Below are 24,966 nucleotides of genomic sequence, written 5' to 3' on the forward strand. Positions count from 1 at the left end.
AACTCGCCCCGGAACCGCTCGACATCCCTCAGCTTCACACCTCGAAGATGCCCACCACCAGGCAAGATCACTCAAGGTAACGAAGCACTACTAGGCTCAGGGCCCCAGCAGCGGAAGCGCACGCCGGGACGGGTTCGGCACGGTCGGCCCGCTCCGTGGCGCGCCCGCGCCGAACCCGGCGGGTATCCGCTCCAGGACGCCGCCGGCGAACACGTCGTACAGCGGCAGCGACTCCAGATGCACATAGCCGATGTGGCAGTCGCACACGGCGAGCGGACAGCCCCGCGGACCGAGCGCCCGGCGGTAGCTGCCGTCGTAGAGGTTGCCCAGCTCCGCCTTGACGAAGTGGCAGCGCCGCACCGTGCCCTCGCCGTCCACCGAGATCACCGACTCGCCGGTCCGGCAGGGCAGCCCCGCCGAACGGTGCGGTTCCCGACTGTAGGGGAACAGCGGATCCAGCTCCGTCCACCGCGCCGCCTCCTCGTCGGTGTACGTGTGCCCCTCGGCGGCGTTCACCCAGAGGTAGACCTCCGCGGGCAGGGCCGCCCGCAGCCGCCGCGCCTCCTCCAGATGGGCCTCGAACCCCACCACCCCCACGCTGTGGCGGACGCCGAGCGCGGACAGCTCCCGGCACTTGCCCAGGAACCGCTCGTACGGGGTCTGCCCCGGGTGGTACGTGCACCAGAGCGCGATCCGCTCCGGATCGGCCTCCGCCAGCCACGCGGTACGGCCGCTCAGATTGGTCTGGATCGCCACCCGCCCGATGTGCGGCAGCCGCGACAGCTCGGTCAGCGCCCGCCGGTACCAGGAGCGCACCAGCCCCTCGCCCCACGGGGTGAACAGCACGGACAGCCGGTCGCCGGTCTGCTCCGCGGCCCAACCGGTGAACCGCTCCAGCGCCTCCCGGTCCGACGTCAGCTGCGCACGGCTGTCCCGCCGCTTGGCGAACGGGCAGTAGGGGCAGTCGTAGTCGCACGAGGCGAGCGGGCCCCGGTAGAGGATCGTCAGGTCCACGGCCCGGTCACTTCCGCTCGTACGCGGCCATCGCGGCCCGCACACCGGGGGAGAACAGCGCGGGGCCCAGCGCGTCGGAGTGGGCGAGACCGGACGGGGACAGCCGCAGCAGGCCCTCCGGCGCCGAGGCGTCCAGCCAGCCCCGCGCCGCGAACCCGGCCAGCTCGGCCGGGAAGTCCGCGCCCGGATCCGTACCGAACCGGGCCCGGTACTCCGCCACCGGCAGCCCCGACGCCTGGAGCAGCGACTGCAGCAGATGCCGCCGCCGGGCCTCGTCCGCGTCGACGTACCGGCCGACCTCGGCCCGGGAGAAGTCCTCCGCGGCGGTGAAGCGGTCGATGATCGACCGGATCTCCCGCATGTCCACCGCGTAGTCGAAGGAGTAGTGCAGGGCCGAGGTGTACGAACGGGCCCCGCAGCCCAGGCCGATCATGCCGTCGGTCTGGCAGGCGTAGTCCTCGGGCCCCTCCTGCTCCCGGGGGGCGTCGGCGCGCCGGAACATCCGCATCGACACCTGCTCGTAGCCGTGAGCCAGCAGGTGGTCGCGCCCCACCGCGTACAGCCGCAGCCGCTGCTCGTCCCAGGCGGCCTCCTCCCCGGCCCGCGCCGAAGCACCGGCCGCGGGGCCGCCCAGGCGGTGCAGCCCCGTGAGCGGACGGACGTAGAGCGGATACAGGTACAGCTCCTCCGGCCGCCAGGCCAGCGCGGCGTCCAGCGAGGTGCGCCAGGTGCGCTCGGTCTGCCCGTCGATGCCGTAGATGAGGTCGATGTTCAGCACCGGTATCCGGGCCTCGCGGATCCGGCCGAGCGCCGCTTCCACCTCGGCGCGGCGCTGCGGACGGACGGCCGCCCGCGCCTCCTCGTCCACGAAGCTCTGCACACCGATGCTGATCCGTGTGGCGCCCCGGTCGGCGAGCACCGCCAGCCGGTCCGCCGTCGCGGTGGACGGGGAGGTCTCCACCGACAGCGGTATCGAGCGCAGGTCCGCGCCCATCCGCCGCTCGGCCGTGTCGCAGAGCCGCTCCAGCTCCCCGGCGGTGAGGAACGTCGGCGTACCGCCGCCGAACGCCGCCGCCGCGAACCGCACCGGCTCCTCGTCGCCCAGCGCCTCGCGCACCGCCAGGGCCTGGCGGTCCAGCGCGTCCAGATAGCGCGCCGTCAGCTCCTCCGGCGCGCCGATCCGGGTGAAGAGGTTGCAGAAGCCGCAGCGGACCTCGCAGAACGGTATGTGGAGGTAGAGGGAGAGCGCGTCCTTCGGCTCCGCCGCCCACAGGGTCCGCAGGCGAGGGCGGTCCTCCAGCGGGCGGTAGGCCGTCTTGTGCGGATAGGCGTAGACGTAGCTCTCGTACGGCCGGACGGCGGGGAGCGGGGACGGGGCCGACGCGGTGGCGGTGGTGGTCGTGGTCATCGGGCGGCCCCCGGCTCGTGCGGTACGGGTGGTGCGGCCGGTGCGGCCGGACCGGTCGGTTCTGTCGGTCCGGGGGGCCCGGGCGGTCCGGTCGGCCCGGCCGGTTCGGGCGGTTCGAGGAAGAAGTGGGCGTACGGAACGGTCCACACGGCCGGGTGGCCGAGCCGGTGACCGGTGTAGCCGTCGTCGCCGTAGGCGGTGCCGTGGTCGGAGCAGACGATGGCGAAACACCGGCGGCGGCTGCTCGCCGCGGCGAAGAGGCGGCCGATGTGCCGGTCCACGTACTCCAGGGCCGCCGCGTGCGTGGCGCGCGAGTCACCCGCCTCGCCGGTCGCCCCCGGCAGATGGAACCAGTTCGGCTGATGCAGGGCGGAGACGTTGACGAAGAGGAACAACCGCTGCTCGCGGGGGAGCGCCGCGACGACCTCCTCCGCCCGGGCCACCTGCTCCTCGAACGAGGTGGGGGAGGCGACGCCGAACCCGGGCTCCCAGTGGCTCTCCTGGAACATCCCGGGCAGGACGGAACCGAGCGGCCCCCGGCGGTTGAAGAAGCCGACCCCGCCGATGCACACCGTGCGGTAGCCCTCGGCGGCCAGCCCCGACACCAGGTCCGGCGTGTCGAAGACGAACGTGCCGTCCGCCGTCGTCTCACTCCCCGCGAACCGCGCCGCGAACAGCCGCGGATGCGGGCCGGGCGAGGCGGGCGTCGGCAGGAACCCCGCGAACATCGCCTGGTGCGAGGCATAGGTGAAACTGCCCGGGGCGTGCCGCTCCTCCCAGACGCCCCCGGGCAGGTGCCGGGCGAGGTGGGGGATGCGCCCGGCGGCCGCCAGCTCGACGGCGACGTCGTGGCGCAGCGTGTCCAGCGTGACCAGGAGCAGATCGTGACTGCCCACGACCTCGCCCATGTCGGGCCCTTCGGAACGCTCGGGCGGGCGGGCGGGGCAGGGGTCAGGAAGCGGTGGCTGCACGGTGGTTCCTCGCTCGGTCCAGTACGGCGGCGACCTGCGCCGCGTAGGTGTTCAGGCCCTCGGCGCCGCTGCCCGGCAGACCGGTCAGTCCGGGCAGCAGATCGCCGAAGGCGTTGACCTCACCGACGGCGAAGCGCCGCCAGCCGGCCGTGGGCAGCAGGTCGACGCCCACGCAGGGCGTCCCCGGGAAACAGGCCGCCGCCCGCTCGCACATCGTCAGCGCCTCGCGCCAGCAGCCCCCCGCCGCCGCCACGGCGGCCCGGACCTCGTCGAGGTCGCCGCGCGCGCCGCCGAGGTGCAGATTGGTCATGGGGCTCCTGCTGGTGCGCACCACGGCGTGCGTCGCCCGGCCGCCGACCACCATGATCCGCAGGTCCGCGGCCCGTCCCCGCTGCGACGCCTTCGGCAGCCAGCGCTCGATGTGCAGCCCGTCCGGGGCCAGCGCGTCCACGACCGCGCCGACCTCCGCCTCCGAGGTGTAGCGCCGCACCCGCAGCGAGTTGAACAGCCGGCCCGAAGCGTCCCGCTCCACCGACGTGCTCGCCCGGACCCGTCCGGGCCCCGCCGTCTCCACCGCCAGCACCCCCGAAGCGGAGGAGCCGTGCGCCAGTTTCACGAACGCCCGCGGCATCCGGTGCTCGCGCAGCGACGCCCGCACGTCGGACCAGCCGCGCACCGGGGCCGCCGCCGGACCCGACGTCGGCGAGGCGGGCACGGGGACCCCCGCGCGGTCGAGCACCCCGTGGCACAGCCGCTTGTCGAAGAGCACGGCGATGTCGGCGGGGGAGCCCAGCACCTCGGCCCCCGCCGCCGAGGCCGCACCCGCCACGGCCTCCACCGCCGCGGTGAAGCGCGCGTACCACCGGGCGGAACCCTCCACCCGGGTCGGGTCGTCGACTCCGCGCAGCATCCGCTCCACCTCGGCGTCCTCACCGGGCGAATCGATCCGTACGCTCTCGCCGGGACGGAACTCCGCCTCGCCGCGCAGCACCTGGAGCCAGGGCACGACCCGGGCCGGCGGCAGGCCGGCGCCCCGCACGGCCTCCTCGAAGAAGGCGACGCGGCGGTTGTCCGGATTGCCGACCACCGCGAAACGCGGTGCCGGCCCGTCCCCGGCGCTACTCACCGACCGCGACATAGCGTTCCGGTTCGTCGTCCGGGTCCGCGTAGTCCTCCTCGGCCTCGCCGGCCTCGACGACGGTCGGGGCGCACGCCGTCCTGATCCGTTCCACCACCGGGGCGGTGAGGTAGTGGTGGCGCAGGTCGAGCAGGGCCAGGTGGTTCAACGGCTGCCCGTTGAGCAGGGCCTCGCCGCCCGTATCGCTCAGCGTTCCCATCGACAGCGCCAGGGACTCCAACTGGGCGACGACGGGCGCCGATCCCACGGCGGCGGCGATCTCGTCCTGGAGCTCGCTGTTCTGCAGCCCCAGGTGGCGCAGCCGGGGGAACAGGCCGCCCGCCAGGATCGGCCGGACGTCCTCGACCGTGGCGTCGCCCCCGTACCACGAGCTGCCGAACCACAGTTCCAGCCGCTCCAGCGCGGGCAGTTCGCTCGCGGTGACCGCCCGTACCAGCCCGCCGGGCAGCCCGCCGGACTCGAAACGCAGCGACTTCAGCGCCGTGTGGCGCAGCGGACGCAGCGCGAGGCCCTCCTGACCGCAGCCGCGCACGGCGAACTCCTCCAGCAGCGGGAACGCTTCGAGCGCCGGGGTGACGTCGCACATCCGCAGCCAGGAGATCTCGCACTCCTCACCCACCACATCGGCGAGGAAGAGCCCGCGCAGGGCCGGGAAGCGGTCCGCGTGGGCGACGATCAACTCCATCACCGGGGCGAACGGCGTGTAGTCCTCGCTCCACCAGGGGCCGACGACGAGCGCCCGCACCCGGGTCGTGTCCACCGTCTCCAGGAACTGTTCCCACAGGGTGGCGAAGTCCTCGTCCTCGTCCTCGTCCTCGTCGCACGCCAGTCGCCAGGCGACGGAGTCGGCGGCGGGCAGGGCCCCGGACGACGGCGCCGGGGCGTGGACCGGCAGCCCGTGGAAACGGTCGAGATGCTCGATGTCGATATACGTCATGCTGATGTGCTCCTCATTCCGAGACGGCGGTGTAGCGGCCCGCGGCACCCCGGTCGCCCCAGGGCTCGCACCTCTCCGAGAGGTCGACGCGCACCCCGTGCGGCTCCAGCGCGGTGCGGACCCGCTCCTCCATCGCCTCGGTGAGGAAGTGGTGATGGAGATCGAGGAGTTCCAGGTGGGTCAGCGGCTGACCCTCCAGCAGAGCGGCCGCCCCCTCGTCGCCCAGCGTCCCGTTCGACAGGTCGAGCACCCGCAGCCGGGCGACGAGCGGAGCCGACGCGACGGCGGCGGCGATCTCGTTCTGGATCTCGCTGTTGCGCACGCCCAGGTGGTTCAGCCGGGGGAAACGCGTGCCGGAGAGCAGCGGCGCGAGGTCGGCGACGCCGGTGTTCCCGTCGTAGGCGGACACCCCGAGCCAGAGGTCCAGCCGCTCCAGCGCCGGCAGTTCGCTGTCCAGCACCCCGCGCACCACCTCGACGGGCAGTCCGCCCGCCTGGACGGTCAGCGACCGCAGCCGCTCGTGCCGGGTCGGCGGGAACACCAGGTCCGTGCCGCCGCGCACCCCGAGCTCGGTCAGCGCGGGGAAGGCGCGCAGCAGCGCCGTCACGTCCGACTGCTCGATCCAGGTGATCTCGGCCTCCTCCGCCTCCAGATCGCCGACGAACACCGCCTCCAGCGCGGTCAGCCGGCCGGCGGCCGCGATCACCAGGTCGATCGGGACCGAGGACTTCTCCTCGTACGCCTCGCCCCACTGGCCGATGATCAGCGCCCGGACCCGGGCCGGGTCCACCGCCTCCAGGAACGCGGCGAACTCCTCCTCCCAGGACCGGTCGTCGTCGCCGTACGGATCGACGGAAACGCGCCAGGCCGCGGCGTCCGCGGCGGGCCGGGAACCCCCCTCGGCCGGGTGCTGGAAGTCGACGGCCGGAAGGCCGCCGAACTCGTGCAGATGCTGCGCACCGTACATGGCCCTGAGCTCCTGATCGTGGGGACGGCTGATGCCCGCAAGGTTTATCAAGCCGCACTGACAGCGCCGCGACCGGGATCCGTTCCGGCGGTCGCGACGGTCCGTTGTCAGACCCTGCCCCTAGCGTTTTTCCCATGGGCGGCACAGCGGGTGCCGCGGCCGAGGGGAGACGTCTGTGTACCGCCAGGGCGATGTACTGATCATGGAGCTGGACGAGTCGGCGGTGCCCGCGCCCTACCTGGAGGCTCCGGGGGAACTGCGCGACGCACGGGGCCGGCTGGTGCTCGCGCTGGGCGAGGTCACCGGGCACGCCCACGCCGTGCAGGGCCCCGGCCGACTGATCCGGGAGGCCGGGCCGTTCGGTCCGATGCTGCTCCATCTCCCCGAGGGCGGGCGGGTGGTGCACGAGGAGCACGCGGTGATCCCGCTCCCCAAGGGCTGGTTCCGCGTCGTGCGCCAGCGGGAGTACGCGCCGGGCGCGGTCCGCGTCGTGGCGGACTGACCGCTGCCGACGCGATCGAACGCGCCATTCCGACCGGCACAGCCACATCGAACACCGTGCGGAGCGAGCACGGCAGGGAACGGGGACAGCAGATGAGCAGTGACGTGAAAACCTGGCGGAACGTGGCGGCCGCGACCGGCCGGGCGGACCGGGCGGCGGCCGAGGCAGGGGTGCAGCGCGCCTACCGCACCGCCGGACTGGCCGCGCCGGACCGGGTCGTCTGGGCGGCGTCGCCCCGGGCCGCCGTCGAGACGGTGGAGAAGCTGACAGGCGTCGGACGGTCCGTGCGGGAGGAGGTCCGCACCCGCCCGTGGGCCGCGGAACGCCGCCGGATGTACGACGAGTTGGGCCCGGCGGGCTGGTCGGCGCTCTGGTCCGCCACCGGCGCCCAGCTCTGGGAGACGACGGCCGCGCTCGCCGAGCGGATACGGACCGGGGTCGTCGCCGACCTGGCCTCCGGACCCGAGGAGGAGGGAGCCGTGCGCCTGGTGCTCCTGGACGCGGTGCTCGGCCAGCACGACGCCGCCTGGCTCGCGGCGTTCGACGGGAGCGGCGACCGCCTGGCGGGCCTCGCGGAGGTGGCACGCAACGCCGGCTGGTGGTGGCCCTACGAGAACGCCGTGGTCATCACCGAGCGGCCCGACGTCCTCCACCGCGACGAGGCGGGCCGGCTCGACCACGGCGAGGGACCGGCCCTCGCGTACGGGGACGGCTTCGCCCTGCACGCCTGGCGCGGCATGCCCGTGCCCGCCGCCTTCCTGGCCGAGCTGTCCTCCCTCACCCCCGAGCGCATCCGGGCCGAGGAGAACGCGGAGCTGCGCCGCGTGATGCTGGAGTACTACGGCTACGACCGCTATCTCACCGAGTCCGGCGCCGAGCCCGTCCACCGCGACGGGACGGGCGTCCTCTGGCGCATCGCGCTCGACGGCGACGAGGACGTGGTGATGGTCGAGGTGGTCAACTCCACCCCCGAGCCGGACGGCACGTACCGCACGTACTGGCTGCGCGTGCCGCCCGCCACCCGGACCGCGAAGGACGGCGTCGCCTGGACGTTCGGACTGGAGGGGGCGGCCTACGCACCGCTGCGCCAGACCTGAGCCGCCGGGACGGCGGTGCGCGGGCGGCGCGGGGCGCAGGGGCGGCGCACGCCGCGGAGCCGGAGGGGCCGGGGCCAGGACCGGGGGAAGACCGACCGCCCGGGCGTCGCCCCGCCGGTCCCGCGGGCCGACCGCTCAGCCCGCGTCCGGGGCGTCCGCGACGGCGGAGCCGGTCAGGGCCGCGAGGTCGATACCCAGTTCGCGGGCGAGCGCCTCATCGGTCCACCGCAGCATCGTGGCCCGGGAGAGCGGGCCCGCGTACGAGATCGTCTGCACCGCCATCCCGTCCAGCAGGGCGGTCAGCCGCCAGGCCGCCGACCGCGGATCCTCGCACCGGAACTCGTCGGCGGCGGCGCCCTCCGCCATGACCTGGGCCAGCTCCGCCTTCCACCGCTGGTCGAGGTCGCCCGCGACCTCCCGCAGGGCGGGGTGGCGCAGGGACGCCGCCCAGCCCTCGATCCACAGCCGCCAGCCCTTGGCCTGCCCGGTGGGCGCATACCACCGCACGGCCGCCCGCAGCCGTCGTACGGCGGAGGTGCGGCGGGCCAGCAGCTTGCGGAGATGGGCGAGGTCGGCCTCGGCCGCGTACGCGAACGCCGCCGCGACCAGTTTCTCCTTGGTCGAGAAGTGGTAGAGGACGAGCGCGTTGCTCACCCCCAGAGCGGAGGCCACATCGGCGATCCGCACGGACGAGACCCCGCGGAGCTCGATCTGCCCGACCGCCGCGCGCAGCATCTCCTCACGACGCTCCGCCACGTTCAACCGGACTCTTGCCACCGGCCCACCCTAACGAATCGGCGGGGCCGGCGACCCGGCCCCGCCCGCCCCGGCGCCCCCGCCGACCGGACCCACTGCCCCGTTCAGCACCTTCTGGTCGCCCTGTCGTACAGCACGACCATAATGAGACGACACCGACTCCCTCAGGAGATGTTGTGACCGGCGCTGACTACTTGCTTCCGCTCCGTACCAGACTGCGCTCCCTGCGCACCGAGCCCTTCGGAGCCGACCCGGCCGGCGCGCGGATGGAGCGCATCCGCCGCTCGCCCCATTTCGTCGACGGGTCCTTCCAGAACTCGGTGGGAGCCCGCACGCGGCCCTCCGGGTCCACCGTCGAATTCGCCAAGATCTACTTCCAGAGGGAGCAGCGCGCCCGCCGAACGCCGAACGGCGCGGTGCCCGTCCATCCCACGACCCTCGCCGATCTGGCCGCGCCTCCCGTCTCGGGGCTCCGGCTGACCTGGATGGGCCATTCCAGTGTGCTGGCGGAGATCGACGGCAGCCGCGTCCTGTTCGACCCGGTCTGGGGTGAGCGCTGCTCCCCCTTCCCGTTCGCCGGACCCAAGCGCCTGCACCCGACGCCGCTGCCGCTGACCGCGCTCGGACCCGTCGACGTGGTGGTGATCTCCCACGACCACTACGACCACCTCGACCTGCCGACGATCCGTGCCCTGGCCGCGACCGACACGGTCTTCGCCGTGCCGCTCGGGGTCGGGGCCCACCTGGAGCGCTGGGGCGTCCCCGCCGACCGCATGCGCGAGCTCGACTGGAACGAGACCACGACCGTCGGCGGGATCCGGCTCACCGCCACCCCCGCGCGCCACTTCTGCGGCCGTGGACTGCGCAACCGGCAGCACGCCCTCTGGGCGTCCTGGGCCGTCGCGGGCCCGGAGCACCGGATCTACCACAGCGGGGACACCGGCTACTTCCCCGGCTTCCGGGAGATCGGCGCCGAGCACGGCCCCTTCGACGCCACCATGATCCAGATCGGTGCGTACTCGGAGTACTGGCCGGACATCCACATGACCCCCGCCGAAGGCATGCGCGCCCACCTGGACCTCCAGGGCGGCAGCCCGCACGGGGTGCTGCTGCCGATCCACTGGGGCACGTTCAACCTGGCCCCGCACGCCTGGGCGGAGCCCGCCGAGTGGACGAAGGACGCGGGTGACGAGGCGGATCAGCCGCTGGCGTTCCCCCGGCCGGGCGAACCGTTCGAGCCGGCCGGGATACTGCCCGTGGAGCCGTGGTGGCGGCCGCTGTCGTCCCCGCTCGCCCGGCCGTGGCCTCTCCCCGCCGACCAGGCCGGTCCCGGCCCCGCACCGGCGGCCACGGGCGACCTCGACCTCGCCGGAGAGCGCTGACCGGCCGCGCGACGCGATGAGGGCCGCGCGGCGTGCCTCTCCTCCGGCCCGGCGGATCTTCTCAACCACCCGTCGGCTCCGACGAGGAGGACGCGGGCGTGCGGCCCGGCCCGTTCAGGCACCACGCGCTCCGGCCCGCGGCCTTCACCGCCGTCACCGCCGCCGCGCTGCGCACCGCGGCCGGCGTGCGACGCTCAGGTCAGGCCCCTCGCCCCGCACAGGACACGCCGACCGCGGGCCGACGGTCGCCTCCGGGGCGTGCGGGGCAGACTGGAGCAGTCCCCGAAACCCCGTACGAAGGAGGGCGCCGTGGCGCTCACCCGTGAAGAACGCGAACAGTTCCTCGCCGAACCCCATGTCGCCGCCCTGTCCGTGGCGTCGGGGGAGGACGGCCGAGCCCCGCTCAGCGTGCCGATCTGGTACGCGTACCAACCGGGCGGCGACGTCCGCATCCTCACCGGGCGCACCTCGCGCAAGGCCGAACTGATCTCCGCGGCAGGCCGGTTCACGCTGCTGGTCGACCGGCTGGAGCCGACCATCCGGTACGTCTCCGTCGAGGGGCCCGCCGTCGACACCAGGCCCGCCACCCGCGCCGACCTGGAGCAGATGTCGGCCCGCTACCTCCCGGCGGAGAAGGTCGCGGGTTATGTGGACTTCGCCTGGGAACACCATGGTGAACAGGTGGTGGTCACCATGCGTCCCGAGCGGTGGGTCAGCTCGGACCTCGGCCAGGTCTGAGCCGGCGAGGTAGGGGAACCACGACGGCACCCGGTGTCCGGCAGGAGAGCCTGCCGGACACCGGGCGCCGTACGGAGTGGCGTACCGGGGATCAGACCGCCGGGGCCGGGTAGGTCGGGTACTCCACCCCGGAGACGTGCTGGACGACCCGGATGACCTGGCACGAGTAGCCGAACTCGTTGTCGTACCAGAGGTAGAGGATCGCGTTGTCGCCGTCGACCTTGGTGGCGCCCGCGTCGACGATCGAGGCGTGGCGCGAACCGATGAAGTCGCTGGAGACCGCGTCGGGCGCGCTGATGAAGTCGATCTGGCGCTTGAGCGGCGAGGCCAGCGACACGTTGCGCAGGTAGTCGAGGACCTCCTCGCGGGTGGTCTCGCGCTCCAGCCGCAGGCTGAGGATCGCGATCGAGACGTCCGGCACCGGCACGCGGATCGAGCTGCCGGTGATCGGGGCCTTGAGGTCGGGCAGCGCCTTCGCCACGGCGGAGGCGGCGCCGGTCTCGGTGATGACCATGTTGAGCGCCGCCGAACGGCCACGACGGTCGGAGTCGTGGTAATTGTCCAGCAGGTTCTGGTCGTTGGTGTACGAGTGGACGGTCTCCACGTGTCCGCGCAGAACGCCGTACTCGTCCGCCATCGCCTTCAGCGGCGGGACGATCGCGTTGGTCGTGCAGGAGGCGCAGGACAGGATCTGGTCGTCCGGCTTGATCGTGTCGTGGTTGACGCCGTGGACGATGTTGGGGACGTCGCCCTTGCCCGGCGCGGTGAGCACGACCTTGGCGATGCCCGGCCGGAGGTGCTTGGACAGCCCCTCGCGGTCGCGCCACCGGCCGGTGTTGTCGATCAGGATGGCGTCCTTGATGCCGTACGCCGTGTAGTCGACCGCCGTCGGGTCGTCCGAGTAGATCACCTGGATCTCGTTGCCGTTGGCGATGATCTTGCTGTTCGCCTCGTCGACGGTGATCGTGCCCTGGAACTGGCCGTGGATCGAGTCGCGCCGCAGCAGCGAGGCGCGCTTGACGATGTCCTGTCCCTTGCCCTTGCGGACGACGATCGCCCGCAGGCGCAGTCCGTTGCCCGAGCCCGCCTTCTCGATGAGCAGACGGGCCAGGAGGCGGCCGATACGGCCGAAGCCGTACAGCACCACGTCGCGCGACGCGCGGCGCTCGATCTTGTTCTCGCCCGTCGCCCCGGCGACGGCCTGCGCGGTGAACTCCTCGACGGAGAGCCCGTGGCCGTCGGCCCGGTAGGTGGCGGCCAGCATGCCGATGTCGATCTGGGACGGGCCGAGGTCGAGCGTCGTCAGCGCCCGCAGGAACGGCATCGTCTCGGTGACCGAGAGTTCCTCACCGGCTATCTGCCGGGCGAAGCGGTGGGTCTTGAGGATGCTGACCACCGACTTGTTCACCAGGGAGCGGCTGTGCAGCAGGACGTTCACGTCCTGCTCACGGTGCAGCTTCCCGATGATCGGGATCATCGACTCCGCGATCTCCTCGCGGTGCATCCAGTTGGTGAACGAGTCGTCGTTGACAGTCACAAGTTTATCTTTCGAGCTAGGCGGCGCTCATATGGTAACCGGACGCTTCCCGGGCCCTTCAGGCGGTGCCCTACCTGCGAGTAGGGCGCGTATCGCGGCCCCGGGGAGCGGCCCGGCGTGCTCGTGATGTCCAGCATGCGGATGGTCGGGGGACGGCGGGTGGCGGCCGGGGGGCGGTGGGGGCAGCCGGGGGGCGGCCTGGACCGGGATGGGGCAATCGGGCGCGCGTACGAGGGCTCATACCAGAGTGGGACGGATGGCGGGCAAGTTCGACAACTGCCCGTCGCGCATACGACATTGACGACTACCGTGTGTGCCCGGTGATCAGCGGTGGGCTCATGTCGTTCGGGCCTGCCCGACCGATGACCCGCGCCTGACCGACCACCGTAGGGGCCACCGCATGGACGCCGGCACGACCGCCGGCCCCCGGTGCCCCCTGTACCGAGGACGCTGATGTCTCAACTTCGCGCACCCGACGCGCGACCGGACCGCCGCGACGGCGGGCGGCACGGCCGCCCCGGACCGCGTGCCCCATCGGCCCCGAGCGGCCCGCGCGCCGCGGGGCCGCCCCCCGACCTCCGCCTGCGCCCCCAACTGCTGCGGACCGCCCTCCTCCCGACCGTCGCCGCGGTGCTCAGCGGGGCCGCGGCCGTCCTCTTCACCGCGCGCGCCGGGGCCGTCGACCCCTCGCCGGGTCTGTGGGCGGCGCTCGCCGGATCGGGCGCCCTCGCCGTCGCCGCGGTCGCCGCCGCCTGCATCGGCGCCAACCGGGTGGCGGGACAGGTGGTGGAACGGACGCTCGCGCTCCGGCGGGCCGGCGCCCAGGGCCAGGCGGAACTGCGGCGGGTGGTGGAGCGGCTGCGCGACGGCGAGAGCGTCGCACCGCGCCCGCCCCGGCAGCCCCGGACGGCCGGCGGCGACGCGTTCGACCTGCTCGGACAGGAGATGGCCCGGGGCCAAGAGGCCGCCGTCGCCGCCGTCGTCCAGGCGTCCCAGCTGTTCAGCCGGGCCGGCAACGAACAGAAGGTCGAGGTCTTCGTCAACCTCGCGCGTCGGCTGCAATCCCTCGTCCACCGCGAGATCCAGATCCTCGACGAGCTCGAACACGAGGTCGAGGACCCCGATCTCCTCAAGGGCCTCTTCCACGTCGACCACCTCGCCACCCGGATCCGCCGCCACGCGGAGAACCTCGCCGTGCTCGGCGGGGCCGTGTCCCGCCGGCAGTGGAGCAACCCGGTCACCATGACCGAGGTGCTCCGCTCGGCCATCGCCGAGGTCGAGCAGTACCCCCGGGTCAAGCTCGTCCCGCCGATGGAAGGCACCCTGCGGGGCCACGCCGTCGCCGACGTGATCCACCTGCTGGCCGAACTGGTCGAGAACGCCACGGTGTTCTCCGCCCCGCACACCCAGGTCCTCCTGCGCGTCCAGCACGTCACCGCCGGGCTCGCCCTGGAAGTGGAGGACCGCGGCCTCGGCATGCCGGACCACGAGCAGAAGCGGATGAACGCCCTGCTCTCCGACCCCGACCAGGTCAACGTCGCCCACCTGCTCCAGGACGGGCGGATCGGCCTCTTCGTCGTCTCGGCGCTGGCCCGCCGCCACGGCATCGCGGTCCGCCTCCAGAGCAACATCTACGGCGGTACGCAGGCGGTGCTGGTCCTTCCGCAGGCGCTGCTCGGGGACGACCCCGACGCCGCGCCGTCGTCCGACGCCGCGCCCGTGCCGCCCCCCGGGGCCGTACACCGTCCGCCCGTCGAGGCAGGGCCCTCCGCCGTCCCGCAGCAGAGCGGGCCGCTGCGGGACGCGCCCCCGGCCCCTCCGTCCCCGGCAGACGCCCGCCCGCCCGCCCCCGGGCAGAGCGGCCGCCCGCAGCCCCCGACGGGGCAGGCCCCGCCCCTTCCGCTGCGCGCCGAACGCACCGGCCGGCCCCCGTCTCCCGCCCCCCCGGCCGGGGACGACAGCGGGCCCGCGCCCGCGGAGAGCCGCGAGCACGACGGCCCCCGGGCCGCGCCCTCCGCCCGCCCCGAGCTGCCCAGGCGGTCGCATCAGGAACACCTCGTACCGCAGTTGAGGGAAGCGCCCGCTCCGCGCGTCGAGGACGAGCACGCCCTGCACGACCCGGGGCTCATGGCCGCCTTCCGGCGCGGCATCGACCTCGCCGAGGCCCGGACCGCCCAGGAGGAGAGCCTGGACGGGGGAGGCAGGGGACACGGGGAGCACGGGGGCTCCGGCACCGCGGGGGCCCTCGGGCAGACCGCGCTCGACGCCCCCCTGGAATCCCTCTCGCCCCTCCCCGTACGCGGCGCCACCGTCCCGCACGAGCGGCCCAACCCCGCCCGGGGGCTCCGGCAGGACCAGGCGCTCTCCGCGGCCGATCTGCCCGTACCGGCCGGCTACCCGCCCGACGCGTACCCGCACGCCATCCCCCCGTACCCGCCGGGCGGGGCCGTCCCGGAACCCCGGAAAGACATCACCTCCAAGGAGCAGACACCATGACGAGCGACATGCGGTCCGGGCAGGTCTCGGACCTGGACTGGCTGCTGAGCGGGCTGGTCCAGCGCGTGCCCCACACGCGCAGCGCGGTCCTGCTCTCCGCCGACGGGCTGGTGAAATCCGTCCACGGCATGGACCCCGACAGCGCCGACCACATGGCGGCCCTGGCCGCCGGCCTGTACTCCCTGGGCCGCAGCGCCGGGGCCCGCTTCGGGGACAACGGGGACGTGCGGCAGGTGGTCGTCGAACTGGACTCCACCCTGCTGTTCGTCTCCACCGCCGGATCGGGCACCTGCCTCGCCGTCCTCGCCGGGCGCGAGGCGGACGCCGCCGTCCTCGGCTACGAGATGGCGATGCTGGTCAAGAGCGTCCGCCCCTACCTGACGACCCCGCTGCGGCAGCCCGCCGGGCCGTTCACCCCGGGGATCTGAGGGTGCCGGCCCCGCAGGACGGGCCCCTGCTCGACGACGCGGCCGGCCGGCTGATCCGCCCGTACACGATCAGCAACGGCCGCACCCGGCCGTCCACCGCGTTCGACCTGCTGTCCCTGATCATGGCCACGGGCATCGAGCCGGACGTCCCGCTCGGCCCGGAACACACCATCGCCCTCGGTCTGTGCGAAGGGCCGATGTCCGTCGCGGAGATCGCCGCCCACCTCCGGCTGCCCGCGGTCGTCGCCAAGGTCATCCTCTCCGACCTGGTCGCCTGCGGCGCGGTCACCGCACACGCCCCCGCCTTCCACGACATGCCCACCGACCGATCTCTGCTGGAGGCAGTGCTCGATGGTTTACGACGACAGCTCTGACCGCACCGGAGCCCCCGGCTTCTTCCCCGTGGCCCTGAAGGTGCTGGTCGCCGGAGGATTCGGCGTCGGCAAGACGACGTTCGTGGGCGCGGTCAGCGAGATCGCCCCGCTCTCCACCGAGGAGTTGCTGACCCAGAGCAGTGTGGGGACGGACAGTCTGGAGGGCGTCGAGTCCAAGACGGCCACCACCGTCGCCATGGACTTCGGCCGCATCACCCTGTCCGAAGAACACGTCCTCTACCTGTTCGGCACACCCGGCCAGGAACGCTTCTGGTTCATGTGGGACGAACTCTCCCAGGGCGCGCTCGGCGCGGTGGTGCTCGCCGACACCCGGCGCCTCGCCGAATGCTTCGCCGCCGTGGACTTCTTCGAGCGGCGCGGCATCGGATTCATCGTCGCCGTCAACGAGTTCGACGGCGCCTACCGCTACGAGCCCGACGAGGTCCGCGCCGCGCTCGACCTCGGGCCGGAGGTGCCCGTCGTCCTGTGCGACGCCCGGATCGCCAGTTCCGGCACGGGCGCCCTCGTCACCCTGGTCCAGCACCTCATCAACGCCACCTCGGCCCCCGCCCCACTCCAGACCTTCGGAGCCCACCCGTGACATCCTTCGCCACCGGCAGGATGCTTCTGACGCCCATCGACCGGCACGGCCCGGCCCGCGCCGAGCGGTTGCGCACGCTGGACCTCGGCGAACGCCCCGACTCCTCCTACGACAACTTCGACGCCTTCGCCGACAGGGTGGCCGAAGTCACCGCCACCCCCTTCTCGATGGTCAACTTCATCGACGAGAACCGGCAGTTCTTCGCCGGACTGCACACCCCGGCGGGCGGCCACCGCGGAAAGGAGCTCGGTTCGGCCGCGGCGGGCAGCGACCGCGGCAGCCGGTACATGGCCCGCGACCACGGCTACTGCCCGCACGTCCTCGTCCGGCGCAAGGCCCTCGTGCTGGACGACGTCTGCGACTATCCGCGGTTCGCGGGAAACCCCGTGGTGGACGACATAGGCATCCGCTCCTACCTCGGGGCCCCGCTGATCGACCGCACCGGCATAGCGCTGGGCACCGTCTGCGCCGTCGACACCGTGCCGCGCCCCTGGGGGAGGGCCGGGCTCGACACCATCAAGTCGCTCGCCCATGAACTCGTCCGGCAGATCGACGACCGGGAAGGCCACCACTCCCCCTGACACCGCCGGCACCGCCCCGGCCCCGGGGACGCCCGCCGTTCAGGGGCGCAGGAACCCGGTGATCCGCTCCCGCAGGCCCGCCGGGTCCAGGCGGTGTGCCCGCAGGTGCTCGTCCATGCCGCCGTACCGGCGCAGCTCGGCACGGCCCACCCCCAGTCCGAGCACCCGGTGGGGCAGGTCCACGAGCGCTTCGCCCGCGGCCGTGGCGGAGGTGCCCGCCAGGTACGGTTCCACGATCACCACGTCCGCGGCCGTCGTCGCACCGGCCGCCCGGCGTACCCCCGCCGCGTCGAACGGCCGCACGGTCGTCGCGTAGAGCACCGTCACGTCCAGCCCCTCGGTGGCCGCGAGGACGTTGTCGAGCAGGGGGCCGACCGCGATCACGGTTCCCTGCCGTCCCTCGCGCACCACGGCGAACCCGTCCGCGCCGTTCACCGGGCGCGCCCGGCGGTTCGTCTGGAGCGAGAGGCGTACGTAGACCCGGTCGTCCCCGGCGACCGCGTCCCGCAGCAGCGCCTCGGCCTCGTCCGGGTGGCCCGGCACGTGCACGGTCCAGCCGTCGAGCGTGTCCAGGAGGGCCACGTCGCCGGGCGCCATGTGCGTGAAACCCCCGGCCGGCCAGTCGTACGAGCCGCCGGCGCTGACCAGGACGCCGCCGACCCCCTGGTGCCCGAAGTCCAGCTTGACCTGCTCGAAGGGGCGCTCGATCAGGAAGCCGGCGAAGGTGTGCACGAGCGGTCGCATGCCCGCCAGCGCCATGCCTGCGCCGGCCCCGACGAGCAGCTGCTCCCGGATGCCGACGTTGACCACGCGGTCGGGGTGGGCGCGCCGGGCCGGGGCGAAGCCGTCGGCGCTGATGTCGGCGAGCACGACGGCCAGCCGGGGCTCCTCGTCCAGGAGCCGTGAGGCGGTGCTGATGAATCGGTCACGCATGGTGTCCATGGGGCCCTCCCGGGGCGTGCGACGTACGGATCGGCGGTGGCGGTGGCGGTGGCGGAGGAGGCGGGCGCGGTCAGCCCTTGGGTTCGACGCGGGCGACGACGGCCAGCGGCCTGCCCGGGTGGGGCGCGGTGAACGCCGCGTACAGGGCCTCGTGGTCGCGGCCGTCCACGGTCTCCGCCGCCCACCCGGCGGAGGCGAAGCGGGAGGCGATCCCGCCGGGCCAGCCGTGGGTGGCGGACGCGTTGTCGATCACCAGCGTGTGCAGCTGATCGAGCCCGGCCGGGCCGGCGTGGGCGATGGCTTCGTGGTTGCTGCCCTCGTCCAGCTCGGCATCGCCGATCAGGACCCACACCCGGGGGTCGGTGAGACCCTGGGCGCGCAGCCCCAGCACGGTGCCGACGGCGATCGGGAGCCCGTGCCCCAGGGAGCCGCTGCCGATCTCCGCCCCCGGTACGAGCAGCCGGTCCGGGTGGTGGCCGAGCGGCGACGCGTACGACCCGAAGCCGGGGAGCAGGTCCTCGCCGAAGAATCCGTGGGCGGCGAGAACGGCGTAGTAGGCCATCGGCCCGTGCCCCTTGGAGAGCAGGAAGCGGTCCCGCCCGGGATCGTCGACCGTCGCCGGTGTGACCCGGAGCACCCGGTTGTAGAGGACCCAGAGGGCGTCGAGCGTGGAATGGGCGGCGGGGGCGTGCTTCTCGTCCCCGGCCATGAGGGCGATCAGCCGGGGCAGATCCCGGAAGGCGGGTGCGGGAGCGGGGGCGGACGTGGCGCGGCGGTCCTGGGCGGGTGCGGGAGCGGGGTTCGTCATGACGCCGAGCGTTCAACATCAACCAAGGTTGAGGTCAAGAGGGAAGCCGTTGGTGATCACCCGCTGGAGTGCGGTATTGTTCTCATGCGCGTTCGGCCAGGGGAAACCCCAGGTCAGACGGGCATCGGGACGTGGCGCAGCTTGGTAGCGCACTTGACTGGGGGTCAAGGGGTCGCAGGTTCAAATCCTGTCGTCCCGACCAGCGTTTTCGCAGGTCGCAGGCGGTATCGGAGAAATCCGATACCGCCTTTCCGGCGTTCTTGGGGGTCACACGGTCTGGCGGCGCCTATGCGTCAGATGTTCCGGGAGGGGCGAGCTATTGAACATGATCGGGTGATGTCGGCCTGTTCGCCAGACAGCGTGAAGGTTGCCCCGGTAGTCCTCGTTCGGTGAGATGCCCGGAGGGCGGCGGCTCGACCGCCGTCGAGAGAGACGCGCGGGAGCGGGTCCGGTGCCAGGCCGTGACGTGCTTCGAGGCTGACGGGAAGAACCGTGAGCTCGCTGCCGTGCTGCGGGTCTCGGAACGGTCGGTGGAGCGTTGGCGACACCAGTGGCGCGAGGGCGGCCACGCCGGAGTGGCCTCCAAGGGATCACCTGGCCGGCCCCGACTATCTGACGCGCAGATGGCCAGGTTGGAGCGGGAGTTGGAGCGCGGTCCGCTGGCACACGGGTGGGCCGGCCAGCGGTGGACGCCGGCCCGCGTGAAGACGCTGATCGGCCGGCTGTTCCACGTCTCGTACACCGTGGAGGGCACGTGGCCACTGCTGCGGCGCTATGGCTGGTCCTCGCCTCATGGCTCACCGTATTCCAGCTGCCGACTTACGCCCCGGACCTCAACCCGCAGGAGGGCATCTGGTCCCTGGTCGAACGCGACATCGGCAACCTGGCCGCCGCCGGCCTTGGCCAGGTCACCCGCGCTGTGAAGCGCAAGCTCAAAATGCTGCAGTACAGGCCGGAGGTGATCGACGGATGCCTGGCCAGCACTGGCCTGACCCTGTCGGCGTGATCATCAGACGATACCGAAGAAGCGATCCGACCAACTGGGCCGCCGAACGTGCCAGGGCAGTCTGCTCGGCCCTCCGTAGTCGCTCTCCAGCAGTTCCTCAACAACCAAGACATAGCCAAGCTCGACAAGCGCCCGGTTGACCTCGACAAGGTCCGAGGCATCCAGCTCGCCCTCGGCCTGGGCGTCAGCCGTTCCAAAGAAGGCGCCCGGGTTGTCGGCGCAGACCAGGGCCAGTGAGCCGAACTTGCTCACGCAGACGACGATCCGAGTACCGCATACGGTCGCATCCCCGGGCACGACGACGCGTCCGTACTCGCTGGAGTCCTGGGTATCCCGCTCGGCCGTGCAACGAACTGCGAAGCCACTCTCGAGCCGGGCTACCAGGACACTGAAGTGCGCTGCGGCCTCGCCGCGGTCGTAGTGCTGCGGCCACTCCAGCCACTCCGGATCATCGAGCTCGCGCAGCAGCACCAGCAGATCCGCTTCATCGCCGGTCATGCGCTCATCTTGACTCAGCAGCCGTTCACGGAGCACCCCCGGATACCACCACACTCACCGTTCCCGACATCACCCATTCAAGTTCAGTAGGTCCGTGACCTGCTGCCTTGCTGGGGTCAGGTTGCTGACGGGAGTTACTTTCCCTTCGGCTGCTTGACGGCCATACCCGTTGATGCAGCTGGAAGTCCCAGGGAATTCCCCTGCCCGCCCTCACCCTGTTCGATGACCATCTGGGTCGGGTGTTCGCCGACTTCGCCCCTCGCGGTGGCGGCTGTGGCTCTGGCATGTCGATGCACGCGGACCAGCGGCAGGGAGGAGAGGTGAAGCGAAGTAGGCCCGCACGGGCAGCGCTGTCAGTGCCCGGGTCTAAGCTCGCAAGCCCACGAGGATAGGGGAGTTCCGTGCGCGATTACGCGCTGACCGCTGATGTCCCATTGGGCCCGTTCGAGGGAACAGTGGTCACGGCCTACTCGGCCAAAGGCAAGAACGCCAAGCTGCACGCCTCTACGAGCTGTACCCAGTTGCGCACGAGCGATGTGGTGACGGCGCGGGTTCCGTTGGACGCGGCGATGGTCAAACGCATGTGCGCTCGCTGTGCGGAATGGGGTTCTTGGACGCGGCCCACGACCGCTCTCGGTATCTTCCTGGAGTCGCTCGGTGGACTTGGACTCCTTTATCAGCTGCGGTCGTACACGGCACCCGACGAGGACGACCGCTGGGACGGAGAGGAGGTAAAGGCTGCGGCTGATCTTCTGCGTTCTCCCTCCGAGGACACGGATGAAGACGGTGAAGAGGCCCTTGACGAGCGGGGGATCCGTGAGGACGCCGAACGGCTTCGGGACCGGGTGCTTTCCACGTGGCGCGGCGCGGCGAAAAGCCTGCACCAGGCTCAGGCCGCCGCGACCAGGTTTCCCTGGCTGGAGGAGTGGGCGAAGCCGAAGTTGGCCTTGAAGGAGTGGTACCTGGAGACCCTGCGGACGCAAGCGGCGCAGTTCGTCGATCGGGACGGGCTTCTGGCCGCCGCTGCGGTGGCCGGGATGGACGATCCGGAACTTCCGGTGAGTGATCATGCGTTCACAATGCTCGGCAAGAGCCAGGAGATTACCGGCGAGCTGAGGAAGCTGTGGCACAAGTGGCGTAGCAAAGCCGAGTACGGCTGGGGCGATCCGAGCGAACGCTCGTACATCGCCTACACCCTCTTGCACCGGTTCCGGAGCAACCGGAAGGGATACGACCAAGCCCTCGCCGGCGCTCAGGCTCTCATCGAATCCTGGGAGGAACAGGCCCGTGCCGCGGCTGCTGAGAACTCCGCCCCTGCACGGCTGGTGACCGTCCGCCTGCCGGAGATCCGGGACGAGAGCACCCGCCGGGGCGATGATGGTTTCCTCGACGCACTGGACCCGTGGACCGTCGGCGTCCTGGTCACCTGCCTCACCGATGCCGACTGGGGACACCGTACCGTCACGCTCCGAGTCCCCGCCCTCATCGCCGATCGGCTGACCGCTGATGGAGGCATGGCCGTCGCTGAAGCCCCCGCCGAGGGGGAGGACTGGTTGACGGCTCCCGGTACGAGCAGGCAACCGAGCTGTATCCAGCCCGGGATTTTCGACGACACGCCCGTCTTCGACCGGCGTCCCGTTACGGGAGAACACCTGCGGGCGCTGCACACGGCCTTGCCCCACGCCGACCAGTTCTACATCGTCTTCTCACCCAGCGGCGGGGTCGAGACTCTGCCCCTGGCAGTGGTGGAGACACGGCTGGCCCAGGGTTGGCAGGGTGCCATCGTCGCTGGTGTATCGGACCTTCCCGCCAGCGTGATCGAGCCATGGGTGACGGAGGTCGGACCAAGGCCCCCATCAGAAGGGGGTATCTGGCCCCAGTACATTCATGACGTGCAGGACGCCCGGTTCGGTGAGGAACTGGGGCTCGCCGCAGGGGCGCGGAGCGCTGCCTGGCTGGCCTATGACGACCGCGACAGGGAACGTAACCTGCGCCTCCTCGCCATGGCCCGCGGCGTCCCCGACCTGCGGACCCTCGATGGCGGACGCGACCACAACGGCCATGCCCGCACCCTGCCCTACGCGGTGTGGCGGGGGGTGCTCACCGACAGGCAGCTGGACCTCGAACCGTTCGAACGTCCTACCGAGGACCGGTGGAGCGGCGGTAGCGGGATTCCGCTGGGTGTCCTGGCCGATGTCCAGGCGTATGCCGTGAACGCTGATCTGCGGTACGAGGGCAAAGGCCACTCGCCCCTGTGCCGGCACTCCCGGGAGCGTGGTGTTGTCGACGGGGACGACCTGCTGACCGTCTCGGATCTGGTCGGCCGGGACGACTTCGACTGGTGCAGCAGGTGCGGCGGCTATGCGGCGCGCAGACTGACCGATACCCAGCTCTCCTACTACCGTGCGGCACACCGGCTCCACGACATCGCTCAGCAACTGGACACAGGGCGGCGCGGCTACGACCGCATTGATGTCGATGTGCTCAGCTCCCGGCTGAGTGAACTGGCGGACTGGCATCCCATCGGGGAGGAGAACTGGTACACCCACGGTTCCCGGCGGTGGCGGCGGATCGTCCACGATCTGCAGAGCAAAGCGGAAGAAGCACATCGTCCTGGCGCCCAGTAAGTACTCCTTGCGCCACTACGGGTGGCCGCTGCGGGCACCGGGCCCTGCCGTCACCCGTCACCCGTCATCGGCTCTCGTGGAGTTCGATGCCCCCGCGTGGGGCCCCGGCGGGGACCACACCGCGTGCGTTGTAACGAACAGCAGAGCTTTCTGTACCCGACTTACACCCGGATAAGTTCCGCTATGGGCAGGTAATTTAGGCGACTCAAACTGCTGAGGGTCAAAGGGGAACAGGTTCAAATTCCGTCGTCCCGACTCGAGAGATTCGTAGATCAAGGTCCGGTCTCGGAGCAATCCGAAACTGGCCCTTGATCATTCCTGAGGGCCGGTTGGGATCCGGCTGGGATCCGGCGTCCTTGACCGGGTCGGCGGGGCATGGCGAGGGGGCTCGGAAGTGAGCGCGGTGTGCTGAGGCGGGCCCCGGGCGCGGGTGTGGTCTGACGTCGCCCGGTCCCGATCCGCTGGGTGGTATCGATGTCGTCGAACCAGCGGACTCGCGCGTGGTAGGGAGGCGGGGCGGTAGGGAGTGAGGCGATCAGGCCGGTACTCGCTGTCGGTGGAGCGCCGGACACCGGCCGGCCCCGTGGCCTTCTGGGTCCTCGTGCGTCTCGGGGCGGGACGGTCCGGAGGCTGTGTGGCCATTTCTCCGCGTCGGCCGCGCTGTACATGATGATGCGTTCCGAGACGGCGACGAACGGCGGGCACGGGGGAGGCCGAGCAAGGGGCCAACGGTGCAGGGCCGAGGAACCCACACGCAGACGGGCGGCGAGGCCGCTTGTCGAATGTCAGGCCCTAACTTGAGTCTTAACCTCTGCAGGTGCGTTGCTCGACATGGCAGGGGCGAAACTGGTCGGTCAGGCCTTCTAGCGGCCGATCGCGCAGTGAGCGGTAGGCGGGTTGAGGAGCACCGGCAGTGCACAGGCCCGCCCTACTAGTGTTGCGTAACCTCTCCGGTACTCAGCCGTAGCGCGAGCCTGGCTCGGGGCGCCGTCGTTGCCCCTCAGGGGTGAAGGTGAAGGCTTCATCAAAGAGTGCGTCTGCGAAGCGGACAGCAAGCAGAACCGGTTCGTCGAGCTCGGGCCATGCGGACTCGGCTGCCGTGGTGCTGCCATTCCAAAGATGGAAGAAGACCATGGGCTCCTCGGGGTCTTCTCCCAGGTAGCCCAGCGTCTTGCTGTAGAGGGGGCTGGTCCCTCCGCACAGGATGGACGGTGGGCCGAACTCGGAGAGGACGTCTGCCTCCGAGCGGTCCGTCTGCGCCCACGGGCGCACTCTTGCCCGCAGCGCGTGATGCTCGTCAGCCGGCAGAAGGCGATCGGGCCGGAGCCAGCCGCGGCGGTGCGCGAACTCGGCGTAGACCGAGGCGACGCAGTTCTGGTCGTAGCCTCCCTGCATCAACTTTTCGAACATGCCGCCCAAACCGGTGCTGCTCCCGTCCCCTCGACTTGCCCAGGAACGCTGCTCTTCACCCCATACCTCGGGCTGGCGTTCCACGAACAGCAGGTGATCCACCAGCATCCGCAGCGCAGCGTCACGCTGCGAGAACATGCCGGGACGCCGGAGGGCAGAGTTCAACTGCTCAACGAGATAGGTGTGTATCTCGTCGGCACCCGCAAGTGGTCTAGTGGAGGACACCTACAGAGTGTGCCCCACACCCTCGCACCCGGCGCCATAGGAACAGGCAGAGGTTAAAACCCAAGCTAAGGGTTGTCCCGTAAATGGTCTACGAGTCGACTGAGGCGAGCCCGCCCTATCGTGCGGACCGCTCGTCTACTCGGCAAAGGCGAGGTTGTACATCCGGGCGATGCCGAGCATGGCGTGGTGGACGCCGTCGCCTTTGAGGCGGCAGTCGCGGAGGATCTTCCAGGTCTTTATGCGGGCGAAGACGTGCTCGACGCGGGCTCGGGCCTGCTTGTGGGACTTGTTGTGTTCCTCTTTCCAGTCCGGGAGTTCGCGCTGGCCGCGCTGTCGGCGGTGCGGGATGACGAGTCCGGCGGCCTTGGCGCTGGACTCCTCCCATGCCTTGCAGTCGTTGCGGTTCCCGGCGAGCGGCCGGCCGACCACGACGACAAGACGGGTGTCGGCGTCGATGACGACCTGGTGGTTGGTGGAGTACCGGTAGAGGCGCTCGGTGCAGGTCAGGGCCGCGGCCACGGCC

The 24,966-nt window shown here is 71.7% G+C and carries 23 protein-coding genes, 1 tRNA gene and 2 pseudogenes; 13 read left to right on the forward strand and 13 right to left on the reverse strand.

Annotated elements, in window-relative coordinates; genetic code table 11:
• Window positions 1-96: 96 nt before the first annotated feature.
• The 6 genes from ACH4K1_RS24605 to ACH4K1_RS24630 are packed head-to-tail and all read right to left on the reverse strand — an operon-like array spanning window position 97 to window position 6,435.
• Entirely contained in the window at window positions 97-1,014 is a 918-nt protein-coding gene (locus tag ACH4K1_RS24605) for an STM4011 family radical SAM protein (RefSeq protein ID WP_398091555.1), read from the reverse strand.
• A gap of 7 nt (window positions 1,015-1,021) precedes the next feature.
• Window positions 1,022-2,422: an STM4012 family radical SAM protein gene (locus ACH4K1_RS24610; protein WP_398091557.1), complete on the reverse strand. Its 1,401-nt coding sequence runs from the start codon at window positions 2,420-2,422 to the stop codon at window positions 1,022-1,024.
• Entirely contained in the window at window positions 2,419-3,330 is a 912-nt protein-coding gene (locus tag ACH4K1_RS24615) for an STM4013/SEN3800 family hydrolase (RefSeq protein ID WP_398091559.1), read from the reverse strand. The genes ACH4K1_RS24610 and ACH4K1_RS24615 overlap by 4 nt, the downstream gene beginning before the upstream one ends.
• A 43-nt stretch (window positions 3,331-3,373) precedes the next feature.
• Window positions 3,374-4,531 carry an STM4014 family protein gene (locus tag ACH4K1_RS24620; protein ID WP_398091561.1) on the reverse strand — a complete coding sequence of 386 codons (1,158 nt, stop codon included), beginning with the start codon at window positions 4,529-4,531 and terminating at the stop codon, window positions 3,374-3,376.
• Window positions 4,512-5,468: an STM4015 family protein gene (locus tag ACH4K1_RS24625; RefSeq protein ID WP_398091563.1), complete on the reverse strand. Its 957-nt coding sequence runs from the start codon at window positions 5,466-5,468 to the stop codon at window positions 4,512-4,514. The genes ACH4K1_RS24620 and ACH4K1_RS24625 overlap by 20 nt, the downstream gene beginning before the upstream one ends.
• Window positions 5,469-5,481: 13 nt before the next feature.
• Window positions 5,482-6,435 carry an STM4015 family protein gene (locus ACH4K1_RS24630; RefSeq protein ID WP_398091565.1) on the reverse strand — a complete coding sequence of 318 codons (954 nt, stop codon included), beginning with the start codon at window positions 6,433-6,435 and terminating at the stop codon, window positions 5,482-5,484.
• Window positions 6,436-6,610: 175 nt separating this feature from the next.
• Here ACH4K1_RS24630 and ACH4K1_RS24635 point away from each other — a divergent pair, with 175 nt between their 5' ends.
• Together ACH4K1_RS24635 and ACH4K1_RS24640 are read left to right on the forward strand one after the other, a co-directional pair.
• A complete protein-coding gene (locus ACH4K1_RS24635) occupies window positions 6,611-6,937 on the forward strand; it encodes a hypothetical protein (RefSeq protein WP_398091566.1) in 327 nt (108 codons plus the stop codon).
• Between the two features lie 92 nt (window positions 6,938-7,029).
• Complete coding sequence (locus ACH4K1_RS24640) at window positions 7,030-8,034, forward strand: DUF6745 domain-containing protein (RefSeq protein ID WP_398091568.1); 1,005 nt, start codon at window positions 7,030-7,032, stop codon at window positions 8,032-8,034.
• Between the two features lie 135 nt (window positions 8,035-8,169).
• Here ACH4K1_RS24640 and ACH4K1_RS24645 read toward each other — a convergent pair whose 3' ends face one another.
• Complete coding sequence (locus tag ACH4K1_RS24645; protein WP_398091570.1) at window positions 8,170-8,811, reverse strand: TetR/AcrR family transcriptional regulator; 642 nt, start codon at window positions 8,809-8,811, stop codon at window positions 8,170-8,172.
• Between the two features lie 155 nt (window positions 8,812-8,966).
• Here ACH4K1_RS24645 and ACH4K1_RS24650 point away from each other — a divergent pair, with 155 nt between their 5' ends.
• Together ACH4K1_RS24650 and ACH4K1_RS24655 are read left to right on the forward strand one after the other, a co-directional pair.
• Window positions 8,967-10,172 (forward strand): MBL fold metallo-hydrolase, encoded by a 1,206-nt coding sequence (locus tag ACH4K1_RS24650; RefSeq protein WP_398091572.1) that lies wholly within the window; start codon window positions 8,967-8,969, stop codon window positions 10,170-10,172.
• A 309-nt stretch (window positions 10,173-10,481) separates the two neighbouring features.
• Window positions 10,482-10,910 (forward strand): pyridoxamine 5'-phosphate oxidase family protein, encoded by a 429-nt coding sequence (locus ACH4K1_RS24655; RefSeq protein WP_398091574.1) that lies wholly within the window; start codon window positions 10,482-10,484, stop codon window positions 10,908-10,910.
• A 91-nt stretch (window positions 10,911-11,001) separates the two neighbouring features.
• Here ACH4K1_RS24655 and ACH4K1_RS24660 read toward each other — a convergent pair whose 3' ends face one another.
• Window positions 11,002-12,447, reverse strand: a complete 1,446-nt coding sequence (locus ACH4K1_RS24660) for a glyceraldehyde-3-phosphate dehydrogenase (protein ID WP_398091576.1) — start codon at window positions 12,445-12,447, stop codon at window positions 11,002-11,004.
• 453 nt (window positions 12,448-12,900) lie between these two features.
• On the opposite strand from ACH4K1_RS24660, the gene ACH4K1_RS24665 reads away from it, so the two are divergent.
• Genes ACH4K1_RS24665 through ACH4K1_RS24685 form a run of 5 tightly spaced genes read left to right on the forward strand, consistent with a single transcriptional unit; the run spans window position 12,901 to window position 16,927 of the window.
• Window positions 12,901-14,943 carry an ATP-binding protein gene (locus ACH4K1_RS24665; RefSeq protein ID WP_398091578.1) on the forward strand — a complete coding sequence of 681 codons (2,043 nt, stop codon included), beginning with the start codon at window positions 12,901-12,903 and terminating at the stop codon, window positions 14,941-14,943.
• On the forward strand, window positions 14,940-15,371 hold the full coding sequence (locus ACH4K1_RS24670; protein WP_228989364.1) for a roadblock/LC7 domain-containing protein: 432 nt from the start codon (window positions 14,940-14,942) through the stop codon (window positions 15,369-15,371). Before ACH4K1_RS24665 ends, ACH4K1_RS24670 begins: the two co-directional genes overlap by 4 nt.
• A 2-nt stretch (window positions 15,372-15,373) precedes the next feature.
• Entirely contained in the window at window positions 15,374-15,745 is a 372-nt protein-coding gene (locus ACH4K1_RS24675; protein ID WP_228989365.1) for a DUF742 domain-containing protein, read from the forward strand.
• Window positions 15,723-16,346: an ATP/GTP-binding protein gene (locus tag ACH4K1_RS24680; protein ID WP_073770229.1), complete on the forward strand. Its 624-nt coding sequence runs from the start codon at window positions 15,723-15,725 to the stop codon at window positions 16,344-16,346. The genes ACH4K1_RS24675 and ACH4K1_RS24680 overlap by 23 nt, the downstream gene beginning before the upstream one ends.
• On the forward strand, window positions 16,343-16,927 hold the full coding sequence (locus ACH4K1_RS24685; protein WP_398091581.1) for a GAF domain-containing protein: 585 nt from the start codon (window positions 16,343-16,345) through the stop codon (window positions 16,925-16,927). The genes ACH4K1_RS24680 and ACH4K1_RS24685 overlap by 4 nt, the downstream gene beginning before the upstream one ends.
• Window positions 16,928-16,966: 39 nt before the next feature.
• Here ACH4K1_RS24685 and ACH4K1_RS24690 read toward each other — a convergent pair whose 3' ends face one another.
• On the reverse strand, window positions 16,967-17,869 hold the full coding sequence (locus tag ACH4K1_RS24690) for a transketolase family protein (RefSeq protein ID WP_398091583.1): 903 nt from the start codon (window positions 17,867-17,869) through the stop codon (window positions 16,967-16,969).
• Between the two features lie 70 nt (window positions 17,870-17,939).
• Window positions 17,940-18,677, reverse strand: a complete 738-nt coding sequence (locus tag ACH4K1_RS24695) for a transketolase (protein WP_398091585.1) — start codon at window positions 18,675-18,677, stop codon at window positions 17,940-17,942.
• Window positions 18,678-18,802: 125 nt separating this feature from the next.
• Between ACH4K1_RS24695 and ACH4K1_RS24700 the strand changes: the two genes are divergently transcribed.
• From ACH4K1_RS24700 to ACH4K1_RS24710, 3 genes and pseudogenes are all read left to right on the forward strand, one after another.
• Window positions 18,803-18,879, forward strand: a tRNA-Pro gene (locus ACH4K1_RS24700).
• Window positions 18,880-19,138: 259 nt separating this feature from the next.
• Window positions 19,139-19,411: pseudogene (locus ACH4K1_RS24705) on the forward strand (helix-turn-helix domain-containing protein); the annotation flags it as partial.
• Between the two features lie 20 nt (window positions 19,412-19,431).
• Window positions 19,432-19,683 carry a hypothetical protein gene (locus ACH4K1_RS24710; protein WP_398091756.1) on the forward strand — a complete coding sequence of 84 codons (252 nt, stop codon included), beginning with the start codon at window positions 19,432-19,434 and terminating at the stop codon, window positions 19,681-19,683.
• 3 nt (window positions 19,684-19,686) lie between these two features.
• Here ACH4K1_RS24710 and ACH4K1_RS24715 read toward each other — a convergent pair whose 3' ends face one another.
• Window positions 19,687-20,181 carry a hypothetical protein gene (locus ACH4K1_RS24715; protein ID WP_398091587.1) on the reverse strand — a complete coding sequence of 165 codons (495 nt, stop codon included), beginning with the start codon at window positions 20,179-20,181 and terminating at the stop codon, window positions 19,687-19,689.
• Window positions 20,182-20,582: 401 nt separating this feature from the next.
• On the opposite strand from ACH4K1_RS24715, the gene ACH4K1_RS24720 reads away from it, so the two are divergent.
• Window positions 20,583-22,808, forward strand: a complete 2,226-nt coding sequence (locus ACH4K1_RS24720) for a hypothetical protein (RefSeq protein WP_398091589.1) — start codon at window positions 20,583-20,585, stop codon at window positions 22,806-22,808.
• Between the two features lie 957 nt (window positions 22,809-23,765).
• Here the strand turns inward: ACH4K1_RS24720 and ACH4K1_RS24725 are convergent.
• The gene (locus tag ACH4K1_RS24725) at window positions 23,766-24,443 is read right to left on the reverse strand and encodes a hypothetical protein (protein WP_398091591.1); all 678 of its coding nucleotides are present in this window, start codon (window positions 24,441-24,443) and stop codon (window positions 23,766-23,768) included.
• 135 nt (window positions 24,444-24,578) lie between these two features.
• Window positions 24,579-24,929 (reverse strand): annotated as a pseudogene (locus ACH4K1_RS24730) (transposase); the annotation flags it as partial.
• Window positions 24,930-24,966 lie beyond the last annotated feature (37 nt).

The sequence above is a fragment of the Streptomyces sp. NPDC017448 genome (assembly GCF_044330565.1).
Classification (GTDB): Bacteria; Actinomycetota; Actinomycetes; order Streptomycetales; family Streptomycetaceae; genus Streptomyces.